Below are 24,271 nucleotides of genomic sequence, written 5' to 3'. Positions count from 1 at the left end.
CCTTGCGTCCTGCTGGCTGACCACTCTGAGAGTGGTGACCTGTCTGATGGTTCAGTCGGTACGGCAGCGGATGCTGTAATACCAGACGGTGTTACGTTGCGGGCCGATGACGGTCACGTGGAAGTTGTCGGTACTCCCTTTGCGGAAGATATCGTGCTCTTCATCCGCTCCCGGGCCAGCGATACCGCCAGGATAAAGCGGGTTCCCCTCATAGCTATCAGCACCGCGCCAGCCGGTATCGAGCACAACCTGCCCCTCGTAGCGGACGATGTACTTGTCCGGTATGTTCCTCGCGTCGAACTTGATGTCAAATTTTGCGCCCCTCGGAATGGAGCTGATATCCCAAGGATCTCGAGTACCGCCTTGGCCGCCGCTGTTGGCTGCTACCCAGGTGTCGCAGGCATTGAGGTCGATGGTCGGACGGGTTGTCACTTGGCCAATGGTGATCAGGGCGTCAGCGCTGGCGAGCTGCTGTCCGGATTCATCGTCCATCGTCACCACTAGGCCGAACATGCCGTCGCGTTCATAGGCCTTGCTAGCGCTGTGGCGGGCTGTACCGTTGCTGACCGTTACGATTTCACTATCGGAGTTGCCATCGCCCCAAGAGATGTTGAAGGTCACACTGCGCACGTGAGACGGAATCCGGTCCGCCCTGAAATCGAACGAGTAGGTCTGCCCGCTGTTGCCGTCGTTGATCTCATCGGGGTCGATTTGCAGGGCCACCCCCGTGCCGGGGCCGCCGGTCATCGGTGGTTGGCGGTCGGAGCAGCGCTCCTGGCTGTCAAAGCTCAGATTACCGATTCGCAAGACGGGCTCGCGATTCGGCCCATAGGTTCCTTCACCGCCTGAAGGGATATCCACGGTGTGCGGAAGGATCGTGCTGCCTCGGAAAGTAGCGGGACCAGTCAGTGAGTCGGCTTGATGTCGCTCCACGCAGACGTAGTGCTCGCCGGGGGAGAGAATCACCGAGCCTTGGTGGGAGATACCAGGACCTCCGCCCGGGGCGAGGAACGTGGCTCCACCTCCAAAGGGAGTACCCGGAGGGGAGACTGGTGCGAAGTAGACACCGCGGTTGTCCCTGGGTTGGGACGTGTTGTTCTCGACGCGCATCTCGCCCGATGCAGTGCCGTTGTCGTTATCGTCGCTTAGGCAACCGCTGAGGCTGATCGCCAGCGCTGCCACCAGTAGCCCCTGGCCGAGTCGTTTTGGGGCGTAACCCAAACCGAACCGTGGGGGGAGGTACGGGTAGGATCTCATAGCTCTTGCCCTCCGTGAGGATGGTACTCGGCCAAGTGCTGAAACACCGGCCTCCTCTGAGGGAATATAGACCTCTTGTCTACGGGTAGCATCACCCATATGGGTGATTACGCAGAAAAAGGTCAGAAAAAGCGAAGGGGGCGCGCGCCGGTCTGTGTGTGGCGCAAACACTGTGTGGCGCAAACACTTGACTTGGAAGTATTCCAGTTGATTGGCCCGAGGGGGCGGGGTGGGGCTTTTGTGTGTCTGCGTCGCTTTGCCGCGGCTCGAGCCTCGTTCAAGTGCTCGTCGGCTCATAGGGTATGTAACGGAAGCAGCGCAAGGAGGGCTGCTCCATCCGGCGCATATGCTGATCAATTGATTTCGCGAGCTGGTATATTGTCGGCTAGCTCTTATAGGACTAGAGCGATCATGGCAGCGCGGCGGGGCAGGAGAGCAGAAACAGGAGGGCAGTTATCCAGACTTTAAGACACGACATCCTCATCGTTGGCGGCGGCGGTGCCGGGCTGCGAGCGGCCATCGCCGCGGCTCAGTGCGATCCAGGGCTGCGCATCGCCCTAGTCTCAAAGGTGCTGCCGATGCGCAGCCACACGGTTGCCGCCGAGGGTGGGGCGGCCGGGGTAGCGCGCGCTGACGACACGCTAGCCGCCCACTTCGACGACACGGTCCGTGGTGGCGATTGGCTCAGCGATCAGGACGTCGTCGAGCCCTTTGTCGCCGCTTGCACTGATGAGATGGTGCAGCTGGAGCAGTGGGGCTGCCCGTGGAGTCGCCAGGCCGATGGCTCCATCCATGTGCGCTTTTTCGGCGGTATGACGGCGCAGCGCAGCTGGTACGCTGCCGATAAGACCGGCTTCCACATGCTGCACACCCTCTTTCAGACCTCGCTGCGCTTTCCGAGCATTGAGCGCTTCGATGAGTACTTCTGCGCCGAGTTGCTGGTCGACGACGGCGAAGTGTGCGGCGTCCTGGCTTTCGCCATTGCCAGCGGCGAGCCGGTGGTGCTGCGGGCGCCGGCGGTGATCTTGGCCACCGGTGGCGCCGGTCGGCTCTTTGCCCAGAACACCAACGCCGGTATCGTCACCGGCGAGGGGATGGCGATGGCCTACGCCCACGGCGTGCCGCTGCGCGATATGGAGTTTGTGCAGTGGCACCCGACGGCGCTGCCCGGCAGCGGCATCTTGATCACCGAGGGGTGCCGCGGCGAGGGCGGTATCCTGACCAACCGTGATGGCGAGCGCTACCTCGAGAACTACGGGCTCGGACCGGCGGAGCCGTGGCCGCGACCGAAGGCGATGGAGCTCGGGCCGCGCGATCGACTCTCACAAGCCTTCTGGCACGAAGATCAAGCCGGGCGGACCGTGGCTACACCGCAGGGCAGCGCCGTCCATCTTGATCTGCGTCATCTCGGCGAGCAGCGTATCCTTGAGCGGCTGCCGATGATCACCCACATCGCCCGTCACTTCGTCGGCGTCGATCCGGTTACCGCGCCTATTCCGGTCCGCCCCGCCGTGCACTACACCATGGGCGGGATTCCAACCGCCTTTAGTGGGGCGACCGAACTCACCGGCCTCTTCGCCGCCGGTGAGTGTGCGAGCACCGGCATCCACGGCGCCAATCGCCTCGGTTCTAACTCGTTAGCAGAGATCTTGGTCTTCGGTCGCAACGCCGGTGAGACGGCGGCACGCTGGGTCCGGGACGGCGGCGATGCCGGTGCCGGAGCCGGGTGGCAGAGGAGCGATCACGGGTCGTCGGAGCGTTCAGCGCGCGCGCGGTCTACGGTCAAGCTTGCCGAGCCGGCGGCTGAGCGGTGGTTGGGGCTGTTGCGCAACGATGAGGGGATGCGCGTGGCCGAACTGCGCGAGGCGATGCAGCAGATCATGGAGCATGAGGTCGGCATCTTTCGCAACGGCGCCGGACTGCAGCACGCCTGCAACGAGCTCGCCGAGCTGCGCGAGCGCTACCGCCGCGGGGTGCGCCTCGACGATCGCAGCCGCGCGTTTAATACTGAGTGGCTGAGCGCCATCGAGCTCGGGTACGCCCTGCAACTGGCTGAGGCGATGGCGGCCTCGGCGCTGGCACGGCAGGAGTCGCGCGGCGCCCACATGCGCAACGACGCCTTTACCGAGCGCGACGACGAACGCTTCTTGGTCCACACCCTGGCGTACTCTCAGGGGCAGGGGCCGCCGCAGATTCGTCACGCGCCGGTGACGATCACCAGCAGTCTGCCGCAGAGCCGCGTCTACGGTGCGGCAGCGGAGCAGCAGACGCAGCAGGCTCAGCAGGTCCAGGAGGCGCACGATCAGGGGCCTAGCGTTGTGGCGGCCGGTGGCAGCGCAGCGGCTACCGGTGATATAGCCACCGGCGAGAGAGCGACTGGGGAGCGCGGCGAGACGGCCGGCAGCAGGGAGGGTGCAGCGCGTGAGTGAACCGTGTGGCGAGATCGAGCTGCAGGTGCAGCGCTACCACCCCGAGCACGATGCGCAGCCGTACTGGCAGACTTACCATGTGCCGTATAGCTACGATATGTCGGTGCTGGAGGGGCTGCAGTACGTCAAAGACCGCCTCGATGGCACGTTGACCTTTCGCTGGTCGTGCCGAATGGCGATCTGCGGGACGTGCGGCTGCATGATCGACAATCAGCCGGCGCTCGCCTGCCATAGTTTTTTGCGCGACTTCGCCCCGGGGCCGCTGCGCATCGCGCCGCTGGCACACCTGCCGATTGTGCGCGATTTGGTCATCGACCCGAGCGACTTTCTTGAGAAGATGGGGCGCGTCCAGGCCTATCTGCAACCGCAAGAGGCGCGCACGCCAGCCGATGGCCCCTATCGCCAGCGCCCAGCGGCGATGGCGGCCTACTACGATCATGCGCAGTGCATCAACTGCCTGCTCTGCTACGCCGCCTGCCCGCAGTACGACCGCGATCGCAGCTTTATCGGTCCGGCGGCGCTGGCACTGGCGCAGCGTTACAATCTCGACGATCGCGACGGTGGTCGCCACGCTCGGCAACCGCTGCTCAACAGCGAAGAGGGCGTTTGGGGCTGCACCCTGGTCGGCTCCTGCTCGCAGGTCTGCCCGCAGGGCGTCGATCCGGCGCGCGCGATCAATCGCAACAAGCTGCCGAGTGCACTCGATTGGCTCGGTAGTAAGCTCTTTCGTCGCCGTGGGTGAGGCCAACCGAGGCTGGCCGCGGTCGGGGTCAAGTCTAAATGAGGCAGTGTGAGGCCGAGTGCGCCCCCAGAAGTCGGTCAGCGGTACATTCTGGCATCAGCCGTCCCGAAATAGGCGACCCCTTCGTTCATTTTGGTAAGGAGTGACGACAGTGAGCGGACCGACGACCAGGCCGACTACACGCTCGGGTACACGGCCGACCGGCAAGGCGACCGCGGGGCCGGCAACAACATCGGCCAAAAGGTCGACTCAAGTGTCGACGACTGTCTCGACCACAAAACCGATCAAAGGTGAACCCTACGAGCCCTCCCCGCGCCGCATCGGCGAGTGGTTGGGCGATCGCGACTACCAGCGCTACTTGGTGCGCGAGGCGACCAGCCTGCTGCTGGGCCTCTATGCGCTGTGGCTGCTCGTCGGCCTGCTTGCCCTAGCGATCGGACCGGCGGCCTTTGAGCTGTGGCGCGCAGCCCACCACTCACCGTGGTCGTATCTGGCCCACCTACTGGCCTTCGCCGCCGCCCTCTACCATGCAGTGACGTGGATTCGTCTGCTGCCACTGACTATGCCGCCTCTCTTCGGCGGACGACTCGACGATGTCGGCTGGCGCCGCCTGGCCTGGATACTCTCTGGGGTCAGTTCGGTGGCGCTGCTGCTCTATTTGACGTGGGCGTAACGCGCTGGGAGGAAGAACAATGTCGATGCAGCGCTCCAACGAACCGCCACTCTGGCTCCTCTTCAGCGCCGGAGGGACACTGGCCGCCCTGATCGCCCCGGCCCTGATCCTCTACACCGGCTGGGTGGTGCCGCTGGCCGAGCGCCGCGGCGTCGAACTGCTCGACTACGAGTCGCTGCACGCCTTGCTGCAAAGCGGCGTGGGAGCGGCAGCCATCGTCGTGCTCATCACCTTGCTACTGCTGCACAGCGCCCACCGCGGCTACCACCTGCTGCACGACCTGGGCATCGACGCTGGCCCACGAGCGCGCCGCGGCTGCTACGCCGCAGCGGCAGCCGGCGGCATCGCCGCCACCCTCGCCGTGGTGGTGCTCTAGCGCTCTAGAGGGAACTGCTCACCCCGCCTGGGCCGCGATCCCTGCGGCCAACGCCTCCAACTCGCTGTGAAGATCGGCGCGGCGCCTTTTTAGCTCCTGCCAGGCGTCGTCGGCGCGCAGCTCCGCGATCCGTTCGCGCACCTCCTCGGCCGACCACTCGCCCTGGCCCCACGCGAAGTACGCCTCGAGCAGTGCCAGACGCAGGCGTCGGGCGTGATTGAGCGGCGGCGTGTAGGGCTCGATCTCAAGATCGTCGTAGGTCGCTGCGATCAGCTCGGCGAGGCGCTCCGGCGGCTCAGCGAAGGCCTCCGGATGGGCGCCGCCGAGGGTGAGGAAGTTATAGAGGGTCTGCAACACCGGTTGGCTGTTATAGGCACCGCCGGCGTCGCTGTAAGCCTCCAGATCGCGCAGGGCACGGCGCATGGTGCGCGCCATCGCTCGGTGTTCGCCTTGGGCCTCATGGCTGGCGGCCAGCTGCAACCGGGCGCGGATCAGCTGCTCTAAGCGCCCGAGCTCATCGAAGCCGTAGCGCGGTCGGCGACTCTGCATCTCCTCGAGCAGCGCGATGCGCCGCTCTAGCCAGGCGCTGCGCTGTGGCTCATCGGCAGCGAGCTGGGCAAGAAAGCCGTAGCTTTGCAGCTGGAGTCGGCGCGGGTGAAAGACCGCCGGCTGTCCGGGGCGGGCCTCCGGGACGTCGAGATCGGGCAGGGCGCTGAGCACCTTCTGGAAGCGCTCGGTGGCCGCGGCGTTCTCTCCCTGCCGAAAGAGGGCGTAGCCGTGGCTGAAGGTCGCCTTGACGCGGTTGAGCGCGCTGAGTTCCCCCCACGGCGGCGCCGCAGTCGCCGGTTCACCCTCTGCGGTTGTCTCGCCGAGCAGTTCGCGGTAGCGCCGATCGGCGTGGGCGTAGTCGCCAGCCTGCACGGCGTAGAAGGCGCTGCGCTCGATCAGCGCAGCGAGTTCGTCGTCTTTGACGGTGGCCGGGTGGCCAGCTCGGGCCAGCGCGACGGCCCGTTCCGCCTCTGCGGCGGCTGCCGCCATGCGGTTGGTGTAGAAGAGGGCGCGGGCGTAGCGGTGGCGCAGCCACAATTCTGCCTCGTCACTGGTCACGGGCAGGGTGAGGCGTTGACCAAAAAAGGCCGCTGCCATGCCGTGGTTGCGCACGGCAAAGTGGAGTTGGCCAAGGTTTTCGAGCACCGCCGCCTGCACCCGCGGGTTGGCGAAGGCCAGATCGAGCGCCTGCATGTAGTGGTGGTGAGCACGCTGATAGCGCTCGCGGTCGTGACGGTAGCCGTCTTGCTCAGCGAGCAGCAGGCGGTGGTGGAGGTAGCCGAGCAGCAGATCGCTGACCCCGGCATCGAGGCCGCTGCGCTGCATCGGGCTGAGCTGCTCGATGGCAGTGCGCAGCTCGCGCGGTGACGGTTCGGCTGTGGTCAGCAGCAGCCGGACAGTGTCGGCGTAGCGCTCGTGGTCGTCGAGGATGCCCTCGTCGATCAGCTGCCCGTAAAGCCGCTCCATACGCTCCTTGCGCGCCTCCGGAGCGTCGCGGTGGTGGCCGATGACGAGCAGGTTATAGAGTGCTTCGAGGTCGTTGGTCTGCCGCAGTACGCTGTAGAAGGCGTTCAGGGCGCTGTGATCGTCGTCGGCCGCCCAGTCGCCGTAGGCCTGGTTGAGGTTGATGATGGCGTACTGCTCGGCGGTGGTGGCGAAGGGGATATCGCGCACCGGGGTGCTAATCAGCCAGTGGCGCGACATCAGCTCCATGAAGTCGGGCAGCTCGGCCTGCGCCATCAAGCGGATCGCCCGTACGTGCATGACCCGATGCATCTGCGGGTCGTCCTGATAGGCGCGCAGCCGCTCTAGCACGGTGGCGTAGTGCTGGCGCTGCTCCCGCGTCTCGGTCGCCGCGGCGAGATCGAGCAGATCGATCTCGTTGGCGATGAGATCGCGAACACGGCGATCGTCGCTCTCCGCTTGCACCTCGCGCAGCCGCTCTTGGCGCTGCTGCGGGTCGCTGACCTCTTCGGCGAGTCGATTCAGGAAGTGGTGGGTGTAGAAGAGCCGTGCCGAGCTGGCGATGATCGGGTCGCGGCTCGCCTCCAGGGCGTGAGCGAGCAGGGCCGCGGGGTCATCGGCATCGAGCCGCTGCAGCAGTTCGTAGCGCAGATAGCGGGCCAGCGGCAGCGCCTGCTCGGGCTGCTCGGCCAGACGGCTGCGGGCCTGCTCGGGGCGCTGCTGTAAGGCGTCGAGCCACGCCATGAAGAGAGCACTCTCTGGGGCGTCGGGGGCCGGCTGCAGGCGCTCGCGGGTCGCCTCGATGCGCTGGCGGAAACGGGCCGTGACGAGACCGCGCGGCTGCGCCCGGGCCTCAGTGCGCAGTTCGACGAGGTGGCCGAGGTTGGCGAAGAAGTCGGCGTACGCCCCGTGATTGGCCTCCGCTTCGTGCGCGGCGTAGAAGTGCTGCAAGCGCTCAGCGTAGAAGTGGGCGGCGACAAACTGGCCCATCGCCAAGTGGTTGGCGAGCAGCCGCAGCAGCCACTCGGCCTCTTGCGCGCTCGTTGCGTCTGTTGCGCTCGGTGCGCTCGCTGTACTGGCCGAGTCGGCGGCACGCGGCGCTTCCGCCGTTGCTGTCGCCGATGCCGATGCCGATGCCGATGCCGAGGCCGAGGCGGCGTGGCGATGGCGCAGCACATTGAGAATGAAGGCGCGATCTTCGTAGGTAAAGGCGGTCGCGTGGGCGCGCAGCAGTTCGGTCTTGCCCCAGTGCGCCGGGATCTGCCCGCTGCGCGGCAACCGGTAGATATCGAGCGAGCCTTCGTGGGCGCACGTGACGTAGATCTTCTCACCGTGGAGACTCGGGAAGTTGCAGTCGTGGGCGAGGGAGGTCAGCTGCTCAGGCAGCAGGCGCGTTTCGTCATCATCGGCCGCCAGTGCCTTTTCAAGCGGGAGGCGAAAGATGACGCTGTGGTCTTCGCCGTCGATCCGCTGATCGCCATCGGTGTCGCTGAGGTAGTGACTGAAGTAGAGCTCGCCGCGCTCGCTGTCGATCACGGCGTAGCTGCTCATCCCCGGCAGATCGAAGCGCAGCGGGCCGTGTTCACGCTCGCGCTGCAGATCGTAGAGGTGGAGCCCGGTCCGCTCCGGGTCGTCCTGGCGGTGGTAGACCAGGAAGCGGCCATCGGGCGAGGCGCTGGGCGCGGAGAGGGCGCCGCGCAGCACGACCTCGGGCGACGGCCGCTTGCTGTTGCTGTCGTTCTCGCTGTCGCCGCTGTCACTGCCATTGCCACTGCCGTCGCCGTTCAGAGAGTCACCGAGCTGCTGGATGACCAGTTCGCTGCCGCGCCCGGCGCCGGCACTGCGCAGGTAGCCGATGCGCTCCTGATCGATCCAAAAGGGCAGCCACGCGCGCTGTCCCGGCTCGCTGAGGCAGTCCAGCTGCTGCGATGTTTCGCCGCCGCGGCGCAGCGGCCAGGGGGCACCGCTGCGGCGCCCTGTTGTGGACGCCGTCGTCGATTCGACAGGCAGCAGGCAGACGCTGCCGAGTGCGTTCGGTTGAAAGGCGGTTAGGGCCAAGTAGCGGCCATCGGGCGACCACGCCGGATCTTTCGAGTCGTGCTCGGGGGCGAGCAGGTCGCGGCGGGTGCCGTCGCTTAGCCGCTGCAACACCACCTGAGAGAGCAGGTGGCGATGGCGCGTGAAGACAAGGTAATCGCCGCTCGGATCGAGCTGCCCCTGGTAGTTGTCGGTGGGGCCGACGGTGACCTTCTCCGGCGGCAGGATGCGGTTCCCGTGCCAGTGCGGGGCGTCGTCGTCGGCCAGTGCGACCGTGGCGAGTGTGACGGAGCCGACGCTCAAGGCCACGATCGCGGCCACGATCGCGGGCATGAGTGGGACAAGACGTGGAGTGCGCTCAGGCGTCAGGCTAGCCATCGTCCCGCTCCGTTGCACGCTGGCTCTGCCGGGCCTCGTCGGCCGCTTCAGTCCCTTCGGTCGCTTTCGTCTCCCCGGTCGGCATGACGAACTCGTCGTTGAGCACACGGAAGGTCGCCTGCTGCTCCAGCGGCTCGACGAGATCGGGCAGCGGCTGCGGGCCGCGGTTGAGATCGTAGCGCAGTCGCTGTTCGAGCTCGGGCCACTCGCCGGCGGCGTCGGCCTCCATGACCGTGTGCCGGTCGGCGATGTGGACATCCGGCACTAGGGCGTTGAGCATCCCGGCGCAGCCGCTGAGGAGCAGCGCCGATGAGAGCAACAAGAGAATGATCAGCGGTCGTAGCATGACGAACTCACTCCAGCGGTAAGGTCTCGGGCAGCGCCAGTGCCTCGGCGGCAAAGCGCTCCAGAATCGGTGAGAGGGGCAATCCGCGAATGCGAATCGGCTCCCGGAAGGTCGAAAGACGGATCTCGAGATCGAGCAGACCGTGCTCCATATCGAGGCTGACCTGCTGCGGATGGCCGATGCGCAGTGCCGAACGCACCCGACTCAAGTTCGGGTCTTCTTGGTCGGGGTCGATCAGATCGAGCAGTTGCAGCAGTTGTACGCGATTGATCTCGGTGATGTCGATCCGCCCCTCCAGCAATCGGCGCGAGAAGTCGAGCTCGATGGCGGTGCGGGCGTTGACCGGGGCGTAGCCGGTCGCCGCTAAGGTCTCGGGCAGCAGGTGGCGCAGATCGACCCGGGTCAGGCGGCTCAGCAGACCGAAGCTCCACCCCTCCGGTGAGGTGTCGAGATAGAGTTGACCGGCCATCTCGCCACCCAAGAGGCTGAGGCTAAAATGCTGAAGCTGAAAGAGGTTCTGCTCAATCGGCAGGGTGGCCTCAAGCGGCCCGAGGGCGAGCGAATCGAGATAGAGCGACTCGATACGCAGCTCTCGGCGGCGCTCCAAAAAGGGTTCGACCCGGGTAAAATCGACCCGCTGAAAGGCGTGCGGCGTGAGCAGGTGGGCGAAGGCGATGCGGCCATCGTCGCGCAGCTCCAGCTCTTGGCTGACGCTAAACTGCCCCGTCATGCCGGTTAAACCGGCCACTCCGGGGAGTTCTAGCCGCAGCCCATCGGCCAGCGCTACGGCCTGCAGCGAAATCTGCTGGGCATCGGCCAGATGGACCTCCCACGGCAGCGTCAGGCTGCCGGCAGCGCTCAAGGGCGGCAGCAGGGCATCGTGCGGGTGCAACTCCAGCTGACCACTCAGGCTCGCTTGTGAGCCGTCCAAGCGGGCCTCGCCGGCAGCGTGTTGGCGCAGCCAGCCGGCCCCCAGCGAGAGGGCCAAATCGTGCAGCTGCAGTGACTCGCTGGCCAAGTTCAGAGTGGTGTCGGCGTGCAGCCGCAGCGGCAGTGTGGCGGGGGCTAGCTCAAGATGCTCGGGCAGTTCCAGCTCCTCGGGCAGCTCCAGCTCCGGCTCGGCCTCTGGATCGAGCAGGGCGGCCAGCAGCAGATCGATGCTGTCGCCGTCGAACTCCACGGTCAAGCGGGTATCGAGGCGCTCTTGCCACGCCTCGGCCCACTCTGCAGCCAGCTGCCAGTCGACGGTCAGCCCTGATAGGCGCACGAGGTCGGGCGGTTGGTCGCTGCTGCCCGTGCTGCCCGCGTTGCCCGTGTTACCTCTGTCGCTGTTGACCGTGTCGACTGTGTCGGCATTGGCAGCTGCATCTGCCGCTTCACCGAGCAGGTGCAGGGTCGGGATGTCGTACCGCCCACGGGTGGTCGCACTGCGCCGCTTGCCATCGAGGGTTACGTGTTGGCGAAAGCGCAGCGGCTCGTGCCAGTGCGCCGGCGCTTCGGCACCGGGGGTGTGCTGAGCCAGGCTGCCCTGTACCCGCAGCTCAGCGGCGAGCGTCTCTGGCAGTGACCCTGGCAGTGACTCTGGCAGTGACTCCAGCAGCGGGTCGAGTGTCTCGATGAAGGCGAAGAGATCGTCGGCGCCGTGGGTCAATGTAAGCCCCCAATCGAGATCGAGCGCACCGCGGCCGAGCAGCTCCAGGGCGGCCAGATCGCTGAGGTAGCGTTGCCACTGCGGATCGAAATGGCTTTGTAGCGTGCCGGTAAGGTCGGTCCGCTGCGGCTGCTGCGCCAGTGCTACCTGCCACGCCAGCGCTGGTTCCGGTTCCCTGGCGAGGGTCAGGGCGCCCTGTAGATCGAGTGCAGTCAGCGCGCTATCGAGCGTCGTTTGCAGCTCTAGGGCCAGCGGCAGCGGCTCGAGCAGCGGCGGATGCTGGATGCCGTCGCTGTGCAGGTGCAGAGCGAGGCGGTGCTCGTCCTCCGGCAGGCGGCTAGCGAGCTGCGTGGTGATCTGCAGCGGGTGGGGCAGCAGCAGCCCTTCGGCGCTGCGGGGTGGGGCGTGCTGGGTCAGAGTCGTGGCCAGATCGGCGTGCAGCTGCCACGGCTCAACGTCGCTCGGCGCGGCCACCGCGCCGTCGAGCAGCGCCGGCAGCAGCTCGGCGAAGGGGTGGGACCAGCGCAGCGGGCCGCCGAACTCAATCTGCAGATCGCCGAGGGTGTAGAGCAGCGCGGCGGCCTCGGCGGCTGCGGCCATTTCGGCGGCTATCTCATCGCCCATTGCACCGCCCATTGCACCGGCGATTCCGGCGCTTCTTTCATTGCCCGCTTCGTTGGCCGCTCCGTTGGCTCCTTCGGTGACCCCTTCAGTGACAAATCTGCTGGCTGTGTCGGCGTTTGTCCCGGCGGCGCTCTGCGGGTGATCGGCCGGTAGGTAGTCGGCGAGGTAGTCGGCTAGCGCCTGCGGCAGGTTCACCGTCACTCGTGGCGTCAGGGTGAGTTGGTGCGGGGCGTTGTCGAGATCGAGCGCTAAGGTCAGCAGTTCGTGCTCATCGAGCTGCAGGGCAGCGGCGAGGGCAACGCGCTGTAGCGTTTCGTCGAGCTGCAGCTGAAGGCGCGGGTGGAGATCGACAACAGTCGTCAAGAAGGGGGTGTCGAGCCCGACGAGTGCGAGATCGGCAGCGACTTCGAGCCCGCCGACCGCGGCGAGGGCGTTTTCGGGGTCGGGGCGGGGCTCGCGGTCAGTCCATGGGGCAGGTTCTGGGCCAGTATCAAGGCCAGTATCAAAGCGAGTTTCTGGACGAGGTTTTGGGCGAGCCTCCGGGCGAGTGGCACTGAAGGTCAGCGCGGCCTGTTTGAGGCCGATGGTCAGCGCTTCGGTCTCCGCTGCCGTCTCTCCCGCTTCAGCTTCGGCCACGGCTCCCGCCATTGCTACTGTTCCAGCTCCAGCTCCAGCTCCAGCTCCAGCTCCAGCTCCAGCTCCAGCTCCAGCTCCAGCTGCAACTCCTGCTCCTGCCTCCACTCCTATTCCCGCTGCATCGTCTGCCGCATCCGCATCCGCATCCGCATCCGCATCCGCATCCGCATCCGCAGTCGCTAGCAGCGTCAGCGACAAATCGCTGAGTTGCTGTCGACCACCGACGTGCAGGTGTAGATCGGTGAGATCGGGGCGCAGCAGATCGATCGAACCGCGGCTTTCGATCGCTAGGTGGTGATCCAAGCCGGTGCGCAGAGCGCCCCAATCCGGCCCCGCGAGGGCAAGTTGCGCCTGCGGCAGCTCGCTGTGCAACTCCAGGTCGATGTGCAGCGGCCAGTGTCCCGGCTCGAGGTTTAGCAGCAGGCGACTCGCCTCGGCCAAGTGGAGCCGGTAGTAGGGCCAGTGGGTGTGCAGCTCGAGCTCGGCATCGCGGCTCTCGATGTGGGGTTGCTGCAGTTGTAGATCGAGTTGCAGCGGGTCGATCGCCAAGTGCCACGGTGAGCCCTGGGCGAGCTGCCAACCAAGGGCAGCGTCGAGCTGCGGGCTGAGGTGGATCAGGCGTTCAGCGCCGTCGTGCTGCTGAACCAGCGTCAGCGGGGCGGAGGAGCGCAGACGCGTCTCCAGGTGGCCGTGAAGCGCCCCAGGGCGGGCGTGCAGGGCGGTGCTGAAGTCGAGTTCACCGTGCCAAGCGATCCGCGTCCCCTGCTCGGGGAGGCGCAGCTCAATCGCCGCGTGGCCACCGCTGACGGTGATCGCATCAATCGCGACCTCCAGCGGCAGCTCTTCGAGTTCTGCCAGCAGCTCGCCGATCAAGGCCTGGGGGTCGAGCTCGGGCGCCTCGTCGGGCGGCGTCTCCGGCTCCTCCTCTGGGGGCGCCTCAGCGAGATGAAGGGTCTGGCAGCCGTTTAAGTGTGGCTCATGCAGGTTTAGCCGCTCGACGTGGAGGCGGCGTTCACGAATGAGTGACCATAGATCGAAGCGCAGATCGAGCTCCGCGAGTTCGAACTGGAGGTTGTCGCAAGCGCTCTCGTCGCCGAGGGCGTCGCTTTTCGCTACCGGAGTGGCGCGCAGCCCAGCGATCTCGAGGCTGCGTAGCGGGTCGAGGCGCAGACGCTCAAGCTCGACCTGCCAGCCGCTATGCTCAGCGATGAGCGGCTGCAGCCGCGGCCAGATCTGGCTCTCCAACAGCGGGGAGCGGACGACGGCGTAAGCGGCCAAGAGCAGCAGTACGGGGAGAAGCAGCAGCGCGAGCAGCGTGCCACCGAGCCACCAAGGCCAGCGACGACGGCGCCGCCGCTGGTCGTCGAGCGGGGGCTTCGTGGCCGCGGTGCGCTCGGCTTCCGGGGGCTGTGTTGGAGTGGGGCTCTGCTCGTTCATAGAAGCTGCCGTAGACGCCGCTTGTTGGCCTGTTGGGTCCGCTCTTTCGGTTCGCCTGTTGTCCGCTTGTTGGGTCGGTTACTCAGCGAGCGCCGGGTGTTCAATCACTGCCATAGCCCGCGAGGCGTTGACCGGGTTGCTCGGCGGCGGGGCGCCAGCCTCAATCCAGGCGACGAGGTCGGTGACCAGAGCAGCCAGCGCCCGCCGGCGATCGCCGGAGCTATACTGGGTCTCGTGAGTGCTCAGGGCACTGTTACAGTTCGGAATCTGCCAATCTTCAGAGAGGGCGGCGAGGAGGGTGGAGTCTCCCGGCCGATTCGGCGTAACGAAGTCGTAGTGCATGTTGCAGCTGGAGGTGACGATCCAGTTCGGGAAGTCATCGGGTGCGTTCTTGCCGACCAGATCACGATGAAAGGAGCGGGCGGTGCGCAGGTCGGGGCCATCGGCCTCTTGACCGTCGGGAGCGTGGCAGGTGGTGCAGCCGTCCAGCAGAACTTCATGGTGCTCAAAGATCTCGCCTAAGTCTTCGCTGCCGGAGGGTGAGGTAGCGAGGCTGGGACCGTCGCTGCTATCACAACCACTAATAAGCACTAGCGCTGCAGCAATCCCGATCAGCGCACCCGCCCGAACCAGCCAGCCGAGCGGAGTGCGGTGTGTACAGTTGAGCAGCCGAGGGGCGAAAGTGCTGGAGATGGTCATGGCTCTTCTCTATAATGAGAATAAATATTCTTTCGGGCTGGGCGGTGGGTGCCTCTCAGCGGCTCAACGCCCGGCGGCTCAGCGGCTCAGTGCCACGGACCGGCTCAGTCTCCGTCACCAACTGTCGCCTGCCTCGGGGAAACGGCCCGAGGCTCGAGCCGAGGCGCCACCGTTGCCGCCACTATCGCCGCCCTTACCTCGGCGTTGGCGCCGGGTGGCTTGGTCAAAGGCAGCCACCCCCGGTGGCGGATTCCCAGGCGCGGAGCGACGCCTGGACCACCGCGACCGCAGCGCTCCAAGCGTCTGCAGTCGATATTGGGAGAATAGCACGCTCTATCGGAGTGCGGGGAGGTGTTGCGATGCGTAACAACGGCTATTGGTTACTGGCTCCGGCTGTCGCGGTCGGGCTCTATATCGGCGGTGAAGTGAGCACTAAGACGGTGCCGACGCCCTACGGCAGCCTTACGCTCGTGAGCGCGAGTCTGAACGAGGCCGAGGCGCGACGAGGCAGGGGCGGCGGTGGTTTCTTCCGGCCGCGCAGCAGCCCGTCGCAGCAGCCGCCGCGACAGCAGCGCGATACGGGAGGCCAGCAGCAGGCTGCGCCGGCACCGCGGCGTGGCATGGGCGCTGTGCCACCGCTGACTAGCACCGGGATGCTGGTCGGTGGTCTGGCCGGTTTGGCGGCAGGCTACCTGCTCTTTAGCCAAGCGCACGGCCAGCAGCCGATCAATATCGAGCAGATGATCGTCCACGGCTACCTCGATCCGAACGACGTTCCGGGCGATGTACGCAGCTGGCAGATCATGGATGGGAAGCTGGTTCGCGAGAACATCACTGCCGAGGCGCTCAGCGAGCATAGCGAACTGCTCGACTACGTCGAACCGATGGAAGAGGGCGACGACGGCGAGATGCGCTACCGGCTGCGGATCAGTTTCGAAGATCTAGCGGCCCTGGAAGAGAGCGGCGCGTTGGCGCAGTAGAGCTACTAAACTTTGCGTAAGTAAAGCCAGTCGCATGAGCTGCACCATCGCTCCTCTGTCACACATGCTGAAGCATGGCGGTGGTTGAGCGCTTTTCCTGGGAACGCCGGCGTCCTCGCCGGCATGCATGAGAAGAATGCCGGCGGGGACGCCGGCGCTCCCAGGCGACAACCGCTGCCCTCCGCTACGTGGCGGGCAGGTGGACCAAGGAATGATCAAGGCCCCTTCAACCGAAGCACAGCGGCGAGGTTCTCACCACTGCCGGATGGCTGGCGGGGTGAGATCGGGGGACACGCCCCGATTTCAGCCCTTCGGCTCCCCCTCCGGCATGGCCAGGCTCAGGCTGACCAAAAGCACACCACGGTCTGGATCGCTGCTGATGTCGGCAACCCGGATATACTCCAGCATGCCGGTCGGTAGCATAGAGGCCCAGCGCTGTTTCTCGACCCAGTAGTCGATCCGAACCCGGGCCTTGCTGCGCACCACCTCAACCTGCTCCATTCGGCGCATCGCCTTAAGGATGAAGGGGCCGGCGCCTAAGGGGCGGGCGCGCTTCAAGGCTAGATCGATGGCTGGACCCGGGACGTAGAGCGGCGGTGGGGTGGCCTTAAAGGTGGCGACAAAGCGAATCCACGTTCCAAGGCGCTTGTAGCCGGAGATGATGATCTCGGCTTGATCGCCCAAGGTCAGGGTCAGATCGCGCACGCCAGGGTCGGGCGCCTCGCTCAGCGCATTGGCTAGGGCGCTCTCCGGGATCGGGATCGAGATCCGCCCCTGCTGCAAATCTTCGACGATGCGTTTCCCTTGACTCGGTAACAAACCGCTAAAAAAGCGTTTCATGACAAAATGTCCTCGCACAGTGAAGAGACGACTTCGCAAAAGACGACTTCAGAGACGACTTCGCCGATCCGCGTCTCGATAATACGAGCCACAGCGTAACAGAGGAGCCTACAGCGCGTGCGCCGCAGCGACTTTCACTACGAATTACCCCCACAACTGATCGCCGAGCGCCCCGCGCAGCAGCGCAGCGCCAGCCGCATGCTGGTACTAGACCGCAGCAGCGGCGCGCTGGCCGATCGCCATTTTACCGACTTACCGAGCTATCTGCGTAGCGGTGATCTGCTGGTGCTCAACGACACCCGCGTCATCCCGGCGCGGCTAGCGGCTCACAAGGCCAGCGGCGGTCAAGTCGAGATCCTGCTCGAGCGTATCATCAACGCCGAGAGCGGGCATTTGCTCTGCCACGTGCGCGCCAATCGGGCGCCGCGCCCCGGAACCTCTTTACTGCTGCCGGGCGGTGCCGAAGCGCGCGTCGGTGGGCGTCAGGGGCGACTGTTCGAGCTGCATCTGAGCCAGCCGCCCGCCGGCAGTGAAGCCGAACTGCTTGCCTACCTAGAGCGCCACGGCGAGGTGCCGCTGCCGCCCTACATCCAGCGCACAGCCGATGCCAGCGATCGCGAACGCTATCAGACCGTCTTCGCCAGCCGCCCGGGAGCCGTCGCCGCCCCGACAGCAGGGCTGCACTTCGACGCTGCAACGCTCGAACAGCTTGCCGCCCAAGGGGTCGCGACGACGCAGGTAACGCTCCACGTCGGCGCCGGCACCTTCACCCCGGTCACCAGCGAAGAGCTCTCGGCCCACCAAATGCACAGCGAACGGCTCGAGGTCTCCCCAGCGGCCGTCTCCGCGATTGCCGAGACACGAGCACGCGGCGGGCGCGTCGTCGCAGTCGGAACGACCGTCGTGCGGGCCCTCGAGAGCGCGGCGGCGCTGCAGCCTTCTGCTGGGGAGGCGAGTGCTGGGGAGGCGGTGGCGGCGTCCTCTGAGGCGGCGGCGTCCTCGTCCTCGTCCAACGGCGAGGCATCGTTGTCCCCGTCTAATGGTGGGGCGCCGTCGTCCCCATCTACCGGCGAGGCGGCACTGCACCCCTTCACCGGGGAGACCGCACTCTTTATCACGCCCGGCTACCGCTTCCGGGTCGTCGATGCACTGCTGACCAACTTTCACCTGCCTGAGTCGACCCTGTTGATGCTGGTCTCGGCCTTCGCCGGCCATGCCCCAGTGATGGCGGCCTACCGACACGCCGTCGCTCAGCAGTACCGCTTTTTCAGCTACGGCGATGCAATGTTGATCATTGATACGTAGAGATTTCGTTGTTGGGAAGGCCTTGATCATTCATTGGTCCACAAGCCCGCCACGTAGGGGAGGGCGGTGGTCGTCGGCGGGGAGTGGCCGTCGCCGGAGAGTGCTGGTGTCCTAGCCGGCATTCTGTGGGAGCGCTGGTTCCTGGGAGCGCCGGCGTCCTCGCCGGCATGCATGAGAAGAATGCCGGCGGGGACGCCGGCGTTCCCAGGAAAAGCGCTCGAGTACCGCCGTGCTTTAGCAGTGTGACTGAGTCCCGGAGGGCAAAGGTTGGGTGCTGTTTGGCAAAGTGGACCAAGGGATGATCACTCCCGTCGATGGCGTTCACAGACGCGGATTGAATCGTGTTCAACAGCGTCCGTATAGCATCGACGGCTTGGCTTGGCAACATTGCCCAATGGCAACGTAGGCAACGTTGCCAGTCTTCAAGGGGGTTATCCCGTCCCAGGTTCTTGCAGATTCTTCAGATACTCATTGCTTTGATCTTGATCAAGGTCACGGGGTTATTGTTTGGGGAAGGCGGCGATGACTGCTTGGCGCGTTTCACGAACTACGTGGCCGCCGCTGGCTTGATGCATTGGGGTTGAAGCTGATGGATGTGGCGATCCCAGAAGCGGGCTACAGAGTTCGCGTCCTTGGGTGCAGGCATGGTAAGTTGCTCTTCAGTTGTGCTTGATGATTGGCCGGGATGCACCAGCGGGATGCACTAGGAGGAGACCGAGATGCAAGAGCTGGATGGTGTTGTACGGCGTCGGTATAACGCGTGGAAGGGCCGTGTCTTGTGAAGCAACCGTTGGGCCTAAGCGAGTAGCAGGTCATAGAAATCGACAAGACTTTCAGCCCACACAAATTTCTTGATGAACTTGCAGAAGAGTTGATCTTCAATTTCGTGAGAGCTGGCGGCGGAACCACCCCTGGGTTAGTCGGAAGCGCACGCGAACACGAAGTGAGAAATAAGCTGCAATCCGTTCTTCCGAAAAAAGTCGCTGTTGCCACCGGATGTGTGATCGACTCATTCGGGAACACTTCAAACCAATGTGATGTGATTCTCTACGAAAAAGATCATTGCCCCGTGTTCTCCATCAATGGAGACCCTGCCGCAACATACATCCCGTGCGAGAGTGTCATCGCAGTTGGTGAGATTAAGAGCTCGCTGGGAACGCCGGAAATCAGCGATGCCGTCGATAAGATTGCGAAAGTGAAGTCATTGCAACGCTACTTTAACGATCCCACATGCTTTCGCAGCTACGGCTCCGTAACGTCAATGCAAGGCTTCAGTCTTGAATCATTTGACCCTGAACACAAGCCACTTGATCAAATTTATGCCTTCATACTTTGTAACGAATCTCCTCTGGTTCCTGCAACGCGTGCAGACCGATATGCAACGGCATGTAGTCGTCACCCTGGACATCTATCTCCGAATTTGATGGTGTCGCTCAAGGATGGGCTAGTGTTGTTCACCAATGAAAAGCGTCAGGTTTTAGAAAATCGAGTAAATGCTGCGGATATTTTCTTGGGAAGAACACCTGATGGTGAAGTGCCGTTCTTGATCAATAAGCTAGCTAGGGTAGCAAACAGAGGGCGAACAACTGAGGTTCTGCCATATGCACGTTATCTACTTAAGAGCGGAAACACTGCTTTTTCAGAGGGTGCGTTTTACCCTGCCGCACCGGCCCAACCAGTCGCTCCAGAGGGCGCTCAGCCTGCTGCGCAGGCTCCGCCCCCCTGAGCCTCGACGTTGGGCGGCTAATACCAGATGAATAGCGTTACATATGGTTCACCAAATAAATTGACCGTTGGTTACCGTATTCCCGTAAAGGTAAACCTAAGTGTCGGAGTTGAGCGGGCCGATTCTTTCAATCGTGAATACAAAAAAGTTCGAGGTATTTTGAGTTTAAAGAACCCTCCGGACTTGATGATGGATTTAAGTTCTTTGTTGGCGAAGAAAGAGTTGTGGGAGGTGATGCGCGCAGAATTTGACGGCCCTATCGGCGTGCTTCCTCATTACGCAATCTTCAACGAAAGGGGGGGGTTAGACGAAGCGGAGCTTCTGGAACGCATAGAAAATTTATTTAAAAGTAGTGTTAATTTCATAACCATTCACTGCACCCCCAGTCATGAATTGTTTTCACTGGCAAAAAAGGACCGTGCAGTTCCAGTAACAAGCAGGGGCGGCGGCATTGTGCTTAGGGACATGAGCTTGAATAAGAGGAAGGTAAATATTTATGAATTGTTATTTGAAGACATCTGTAAGATTGCAGCCCAGCATGGTGGGGTAATTAACCTTGGGACTTCCTTTAGGGCCGGTTCCGTAGCTGACGGATTTGATCGGGTAGCAAAAGAAGAGCTAGTCGCCCAGGCAAAGTTTTGTCGAATGGCTAAAGCTTATGGTGCACAAGTAATATTAGAAGGCCCGGGCCACATGCCCTTGCATAAGTTGGCGGATTATCATAAGGAAATAAAAGCGTTCGAAGTCCCGCCAATGCCTTTGGGTCCGATCGTTTCGGATAGTGATGATGATTTTGATCATGTTTCCTCAGCAATTGGTGCCGCAGAATTCATGATGATTGCTAAAGGCGGAATAATTAATGCGATTACAGCGGTGGAGCATAAAGGAGGGGTCCCAAGTCAACAACATTTGACCGAGGGGCTAAGGGTCGCAAAACTAGCGGCGCAAATAGCCTCAGTTACTTACTCCAAGGAGGCGCTTCAAGTGGAGGGAGATATATCCAAGATGCGTGGAGTGTCAGAAAGTTGCATTTTAGACTCAAAGAAGTCAGGTTGCTCTCGATGCGGTCATGTCTGTCCTTTGTTAAGTAGAAACTACCTTTAGCTCGGGAGTATTCACTAGATGTTCCGCCTTGATTTTTCGAAACCAATATATCTGGGTACTGCTGATAATGCCCTGCAAGAGGGTTCTGAGCTGTCACAACAAAGCCTGACGCTAGAGATGACGGTGTTAAGTATTCTTGGATACACTCCTATCGTCGGTGCTCCATTTATTTGGCAATCCGCTGCAACTCTTGGTGCTATAGAAGAAAGGAGAGGATTGCTGGATTTAGAAGGAGGGCTGAGGTTAGGCGGAAGGCCAAATGTAACAAATGCATCGGAGTACTTTAGACAGCGTGATAATGATACAAGCGCAGCCAGTCATCTACTATTGCGTGACCACAGTGCATTTAGGAGCGAAAAGCCGGGGTCTATACCTTTAGATTGGCACAGGAAAATCGCGCCAGACGTTAGAGTAGACCCAAGGCCCGGAAGTGTTGAGAAGTATTTTCGCGCTTTATTCATCAATGACACTCAAGCCATTTCGGCGCCAGGAAGTGTTATGGAGTCTACTTCTATAGGCTATGGAGCAAAATATAGTAGAGCGGGCAAAGCGAGGGCGGAGCGCCTATTGAGTAATATTGGGGAAAAGGCATGCGATGGACACTTTAGTCGCGCAATGGTGGAGCACTCATATTTAAGTGAAGACGCATATTTCACAAACCTGGATGAGGTTCTTGCTCGTACTTCAGCGCTTTATCAAGCAGCGAATGGTTTGGCTCACGAGGGAGCACTATTTACAACACCAAGCATCCTTAAGCGAATACCAAATCATATTAATTTGACAGTTCTCGGTAGGTTTTCAATATCTCCGCTTAACCCATATCTATTCGCTGATGTGCTCAGTGTGCTAGGCGTTCAGAAAGTGGCTTGGATCAATATTCCAACTCTTAGGGTGGCGCAGATCATGAATACTATAAATCCGCTACGCATATTTATTCAATTATTTACTCAATTGTTACTGCAGAAGATGTTTTGCTGGGCCAGCAAGTGTTGGAACCCAACTTATTGGCAGGTTGTTAAGCAATTACGGAAAGAGCTGCTTTATGATGATGAGTGGCAATTAATGGAAAAGCTTGCTTTCCTACCAAATCGAAAATTTGACGGACTTGCGGCAGGAGTGTCTGTTGGGCTGGGCGCGGCAGCGCTTGGGCAGAATCCGCTTATGTTTGGGGGTGCCGCTAGGCAAGTAGTCGAATATGGTTACAAATCAATCGAAGGGTTAACCTTCTTCGAGATTATGAGAATGCGCAGCACCCTGAAGAAATATCTACATGAGCTAGGTTTGCTTTGATTACAGTTGGAATGCAAATGCTGATAAATCGGTTGAAATGCAAAAAGACAGGGATCGGGGACAGGGATCGGGACAGGCATCGAGAGGTGCGCTTTATGGCAGACGAGGTTGTCGGACAGGCACTACGCTGTTGATGGGCCCGGTCAACTTCCTTATCGAACGCACGCAGCGTGTGGGCTGGCGTACTTGTACCGTGTGATGGAGGTGAGAGACACGCACTGCGGGGCAGTGGGTGGGAATAAGCAGGTTCCTGTCCGTTCGTGTTCGGTGCCTGTCCGTTCGTGTTCGGCGTGTTCGGTGCCTGTCCGTTCGTGTTCGTGTTGACTCGACACTTTCATGTTTACTACGGCGAATACAAGGCCACGGTGGATATCCGTACGTGCGAGGTTATCGAAGGCAATCTTCCGAAGAAACAAACGAAACTTGCCTTGGCATGGGCGGAGCATCGCCAAGACGATTTGATGGCCGATTGGGAGTTGGTCATGAATGGTGAGGAACCATTCAAGATTCAGCCACTTCAGTAAGGTGAATAAAATGCATCCATCAGTCACATATGTTACCCCTTCCGACGACTACACGCTGAAAATCGAGTTTGATAATGGCGAGCGCGGGACACTGGATATGAAGCCGTATCTCGACTTCGGTGTTTTTCAGCGGTTGAAAGATCGAAATGCATTTGAGCGCGTCCGGGTGTCTTTTGATACGGTTCAGTGGGACTCTGGAATAGATCTTGATCCGGAGTTTGTTTACGAAAAATGCAAGCGCAATGGGGCACAACAAGGCGCTCCAGCCGACGCATGAAGCTGCGCAGTGCGAAGATGGTGCGAAAGTTGAGCACGCACTGCGGGTTTGGCTGGACGCTTACATTGGGCCGCCAAGGGGGAGGTGAGGACGAGGAGGTGAGTGACACGCACTGCGGGGATTGGGGAGCTGCCATGCGTGGTTGTTTCGGGGGTGATCATCGATTGGTCTACCTTTGCTAAACAGCCGCTTGCGCGAGGAAGGACGGCCGCGCTGGTCGAGGTCTTCGCCGCGCCGGTCGAGCCGGCCACGGCATGCGTTTGAGCACCTCCTCGAACAGGTGGGAGGTGAGGGACACGCACTGCGGGGCAGTGGGTGGGAATAAGCTGGTGCCTGTCCGTTCGTGTCTGCGTTCGTGTCTGATAGCTCCAAACCGGCGCGTGAGCCGGACGTTAAAGCGAAAAACCGAGTCGTGGCACTGTATGCCCATCCGTGTCAAAATTGAGCGATACGTGAACGAGAGGTTTTTCATGAATCTGCAGAAAATTGAAGACGAGGCGCTCCACCTCCCTATGGAGGAGCGCGTTCAATTGATTCAGCGACTGGTATTGAGCCTGGAGTCTCCGTCAGAAGAGGAGCTCAGATCCGATTGGTTGCTTGAGGCCCGCCGCAGAGGCGAGGAGCTCGACAATGGCTCAGTTCAGGCTGTGTCTGGTGAGGATGTCATGAAGAAGGCTAGAGCGCTCATCAAATGAATTATTCCTTTCACCCGGCAGCGGAAGCCGAGTTCCTGGAATCAGTTGGTTATTACGAATCAAAAGTTCCGGGATTGGGTGGTGCCTTCATGGAGGAGTTTGAGGCCCTGGCAAATTTAGTTGGCGAGTCACCAAAAGCCTGGCAGGTCGAATTACCACTAGATATTCGCAGAGCGCCCCTTCACAGATTTCCTTTGTCTATCGTTTACCGAGAGAGGCCTGATGGCTTTCAGGTTCTCGCAGTTGCCCATGACCGGCGGCGTCCGCAGTACTGGTTGGGCAGGTTTTAACAATCGGCTGCACAGCGACCGGTTTTCCGCTGCTTCGCAGCTCCAAACCGGCGCGCGAGATGACGGAGATGAGAGAAACGCACTTCGGGGATTCGTTACGCCGTGGGGCACCGCTATTGCTCTACGTCAGAGGATTCTAGCCTACCAGTCGTTGTGGATCAATGATCTGGCAGAGGGGGCTGGGGTTGTGCTGGGTAGTTGCGTGATGCGCATCATGCTAACCTCGTTCCATGATCACGATAGGAGGTGAGAGACACGCACTGCGGGGCAGTGGGTGGGATAAGCAGGCATAAGCAGGTGCCTGTCCGTTCGTGTTAATAGCCTGCAGAATAAGGCTGAGCCGATCCTGCACCAACCGATCTTCAAAAGCCGGCACACCCAGCGGCCGCATGCGGCCATCCCCCTTCGGAATGTAGGTGCGCCGCACCGGCTGAGGCACATAG

The 24,271-nt window shown here is 62.1% G+C and carries 18 protein-coding genes and 1 pseudogene; 12 read left to right on the top strand and 7 right to left on the bottom strand.

The features are described 5' to 3' along the window. Positions 1-51: 51 nt before the first annotated feature. Entirely contained in the window at positions 52-1,182 is a 1,131-nt protein-coding gene (locus CKO15_RS08555) for a hypothetical protein (protein WP_200195058.1), read from the bottom strand. A 530-nt stretch (positions 1,183-1,712) separates the two neighbouring features. On the opposite strand from CKO15_RS08555, the gene frdA reads away from it, so the two are divergent. The 4 genes from frdA to frdD all read left to right on the top strand — a co-directional run bounded on the left by frdA (position 1,713) and on the right by frdD (position 5,477). After that, positions 1,713-3,686 carry a fumarate reductase (quinol) flavoprotein subunit gene (frdA, locus tag CKO15_RS08550; protein WP_200195090.1) on the top strand — a complete coding sequence of 658 codons (1,974 nt, stop codon included), beginning with the start codon at positions 1,713-1,715 and terminating at the stop codon, positions 3,684-3,686. After that, on the top strand, positions 3,679-4,428 hold the full coding sequence (gene sdhB, locus CKO15_RS08545; protein WP_338036030.1) for a succinate dehydrogenase iron-sulfur subunit: 750 nt from the start codon (positions 3,679-3,681) through the stop codon (positions 4,426-4,428). The genes frdA and sdhB overlap by 8 nt, the downstream gene beginning before the upstream one ends. Positions 4,429-4,681: 253 nt before the next feature. Further along, complete coding sequence (locus CKO15_RS08540; protein ID WP_200195056.1) at positions 4,682-5,101, top strand: succinate dehydrogenase/fumarate reductase transmembrane subunit; 420 nt, start codon at positions 4,682-4,684, stop codon at positions 5,099-5,101. Between the two features lie 19 nt (positions 5,102-5,120). Then, entirely contained in the window at positions 5,121-5,477 is a 357-nt protein-coding gene (gene frdD / locus CKO15_RS08535; RefSeq protein ID WP_200195054.1) for a fumarate reductase subunit FrdD, read from the top strand. Positions 5,478-5,495: 18 nt separating this feature from the next. Here the strand turns inward: frdD and CKO15_RS08530 are convergent, their stop codons facing one another. The 4 genes from CKO15_RS08530 to CKO15_RS08515 form a co-directional block, all read right to left on the bottom strand. After that, complete coding sequence (locus tag CKO15_RS08530; RefSeq protein WP_200195052.1) at positions 5,496-9,404, bottom strand: PD40 domain-containing protein; 3,909 nt, start codon at positions 9,402-9,404, stop codon at positions 5,496-5,498. Beyond that, entirely contained in the window at positions 9,397-9,750 is a 354-nt protein-coding gene (locus CKO15_RS08525) for a hypothetical protein (RefSeq protein ID WP_200195050.1), read from the bottom strand. The genes CKO15_RS08530 and CKO15_RS08525 overlap by 8 nt, the downstream gene beginning before the upstream one ends. A 7-nt stretch (positions 9,751-9,757) precedes the next feature. Further along, on the bottom strand, positions 9,758-14,098 hold the full coding sequence (locus tag CKO15_RS08520) for a hypothetical protein (protein WP_200195049.1): 4,341 nt from the start codon (positions 14,096-14,098) through the stop codon (positions 9,758-9,760). Positions 14,099-14,176: 78 nt separating this feature from the next. After that, positions 14,177-14,797 (bottom strand): hypothetical protein, encoded by a 621-nt coding sequence (locus CKO15_RS08515; RefSeq protein WP_200195047.1) that lies wholly within the window; start codon positions 14,795-14,797, stop codon positions 14,177-14,179. 359 nt (positions 14,798-15,156) lie between these two features. Here CKO15_RS08515 and CKO15_RS08510 point away from each other — a divergent pair, with 359 nt between their 5' ends. Then, positions 15,157-15,777, top strand: a complete 621-nt coding sequence (locus tag CKO15_RS08510) for a hypothetical protein (RefSeq protein WP_200195045.1) — start codon at positions 15,157-15,159, stop codon at positions 15,775-15,777. A 303-nt stretch (positions 15,778-16,080) separates the two neighbouring features. Here the strand turns inward: CKO15_RS08510 and CKO15_RS08505 are convergent, their stop codons facing one another. Continuing rightward, entirely contained in the window at positions 16,081-16,617 is a 537-nt protein-coding gene (locus CKO15_RS08505; RefSeq protein WP_200195043.1) for a hypothetical protein, read from the bottom strand. 117 nt (positions 16,618-16,734) lie between these two features. On the opposite strand from CKO15_RS08505, the gene queA reads away from it, so the two are divergent. The 7 genes from queA (at position 16,735) to CKO15_RS08470 (ending at position 23,538) form a co-directional block, all read left to right on the top strand. After that, positions 16,735-17,922: a tRNA preQ1(34) S-adenosylmethionine ribosyltransferase-isomerase QueA gene (gene queA / locus CKO15_RS08500; protein WP_200195041.1), complete on the top strand. Its 1,188-nt coding sequence runs from the start codon at positions 16,735-16,737 to the stop codon at positions 17,920-17,922. Between the two features lie 871 nt (positions 17,923-18,793). Next, the gene (locus CKO15_RS08495) at positions 18,794-19,648 is read left to right on the top strand and encodes a DUF6602 domain-containing protein (RefSeq protein ID WP_200195039.1); all 855 of its coding nucleotides are present in this window, start codon (positions 18,794-18,796) and stop codon (positions 19,646-19,648) included. Positions 19,649-19,675: 27 nt separating this feature from the next. After that, positions 19,676-20,752, top strand: a complete 1,077-nt coding sequence (locus tag CKO15_RS08490) for a phosphomethylpyrimidine synthase ThiC (RefSeq protein ID WP_200195037.1) — start codon at positions 19,676-19,678, stop codon at positions 20,750-20,752. 18 nt (positions 20,753-20,770) lie between these two features. Further along, complete coding sequence (locus CKO15_RS08485) at positions 20,771-22,042, top strand: hypothetical protein (protein WP_200195034.1); 1,272 nt, start codon at positions 20,771-20,773, stop codon at positions 22,040-22,042. A 260-nt stretch (positions 22,043-22,302) separates the two neighbouring features. Beyond that, positions 22,303-22,566, top strand: a complete 264-nt coding sequence (locus CKO15_RS08480; protein ID WP_338036029.1) for a DUF4160 domain-containing protein — start codon at positions 22,303-22,305, stop codon at positions 22,564-22,566. 10 nt (positions 22,567-22,576) lie between these two features. Then, the gene (locus CKO15_RS08475) at positions 22,577-22,843 is read left to right on the top strand and encodes a DUF2442 domain-containing protein (RefSeq protein ID WP_200195032.1); all 267 of its coding nucleotides are present in this window, start codon (positions 22,577-22,579) and stop codon (positions 22,841-22,843) included. 470 nt (positions 22,844-23,313) lie between these two features. Then, positions 23,314-23,538 carry an addiction module protein gene (locus CKO15_RS08470; protein ID WP_200195030.1) on the top strand — a complete coding sequence of 75 codons (225 nt, stop codon included), beginning with the start codon at positions 23,314-23,316 and terminating at the stop codon, positions 23,536-23,538. A gap of 507 nt (positions 23,539-24,045) precedes the next feature. Here the strand turns inward: CKO15_RS08470 and CKO15_RS14135 are convergent. After that, a pseudogene (locus tag CKO15_RS14135) lies at positions 24,046-24,271 on the bottom strand (hypothetical protein); the annotation flags it as partial.

Origin of the sequence: Halorhodospira abdelmalekii (assembly GCF_016583625.1) — a bacterium.
GTDB classification, from domain to species: domain Bacteria; phylum Pseudomonadota; class Gammaproteobacteria; order Nitrococcales; family Halorhodospiraceae; genus Halorhodospira; species Halorhodospira abdelmalekii.
This window is presented reverse-complemented; position numbering and strand designations above follow the sequence as displayed.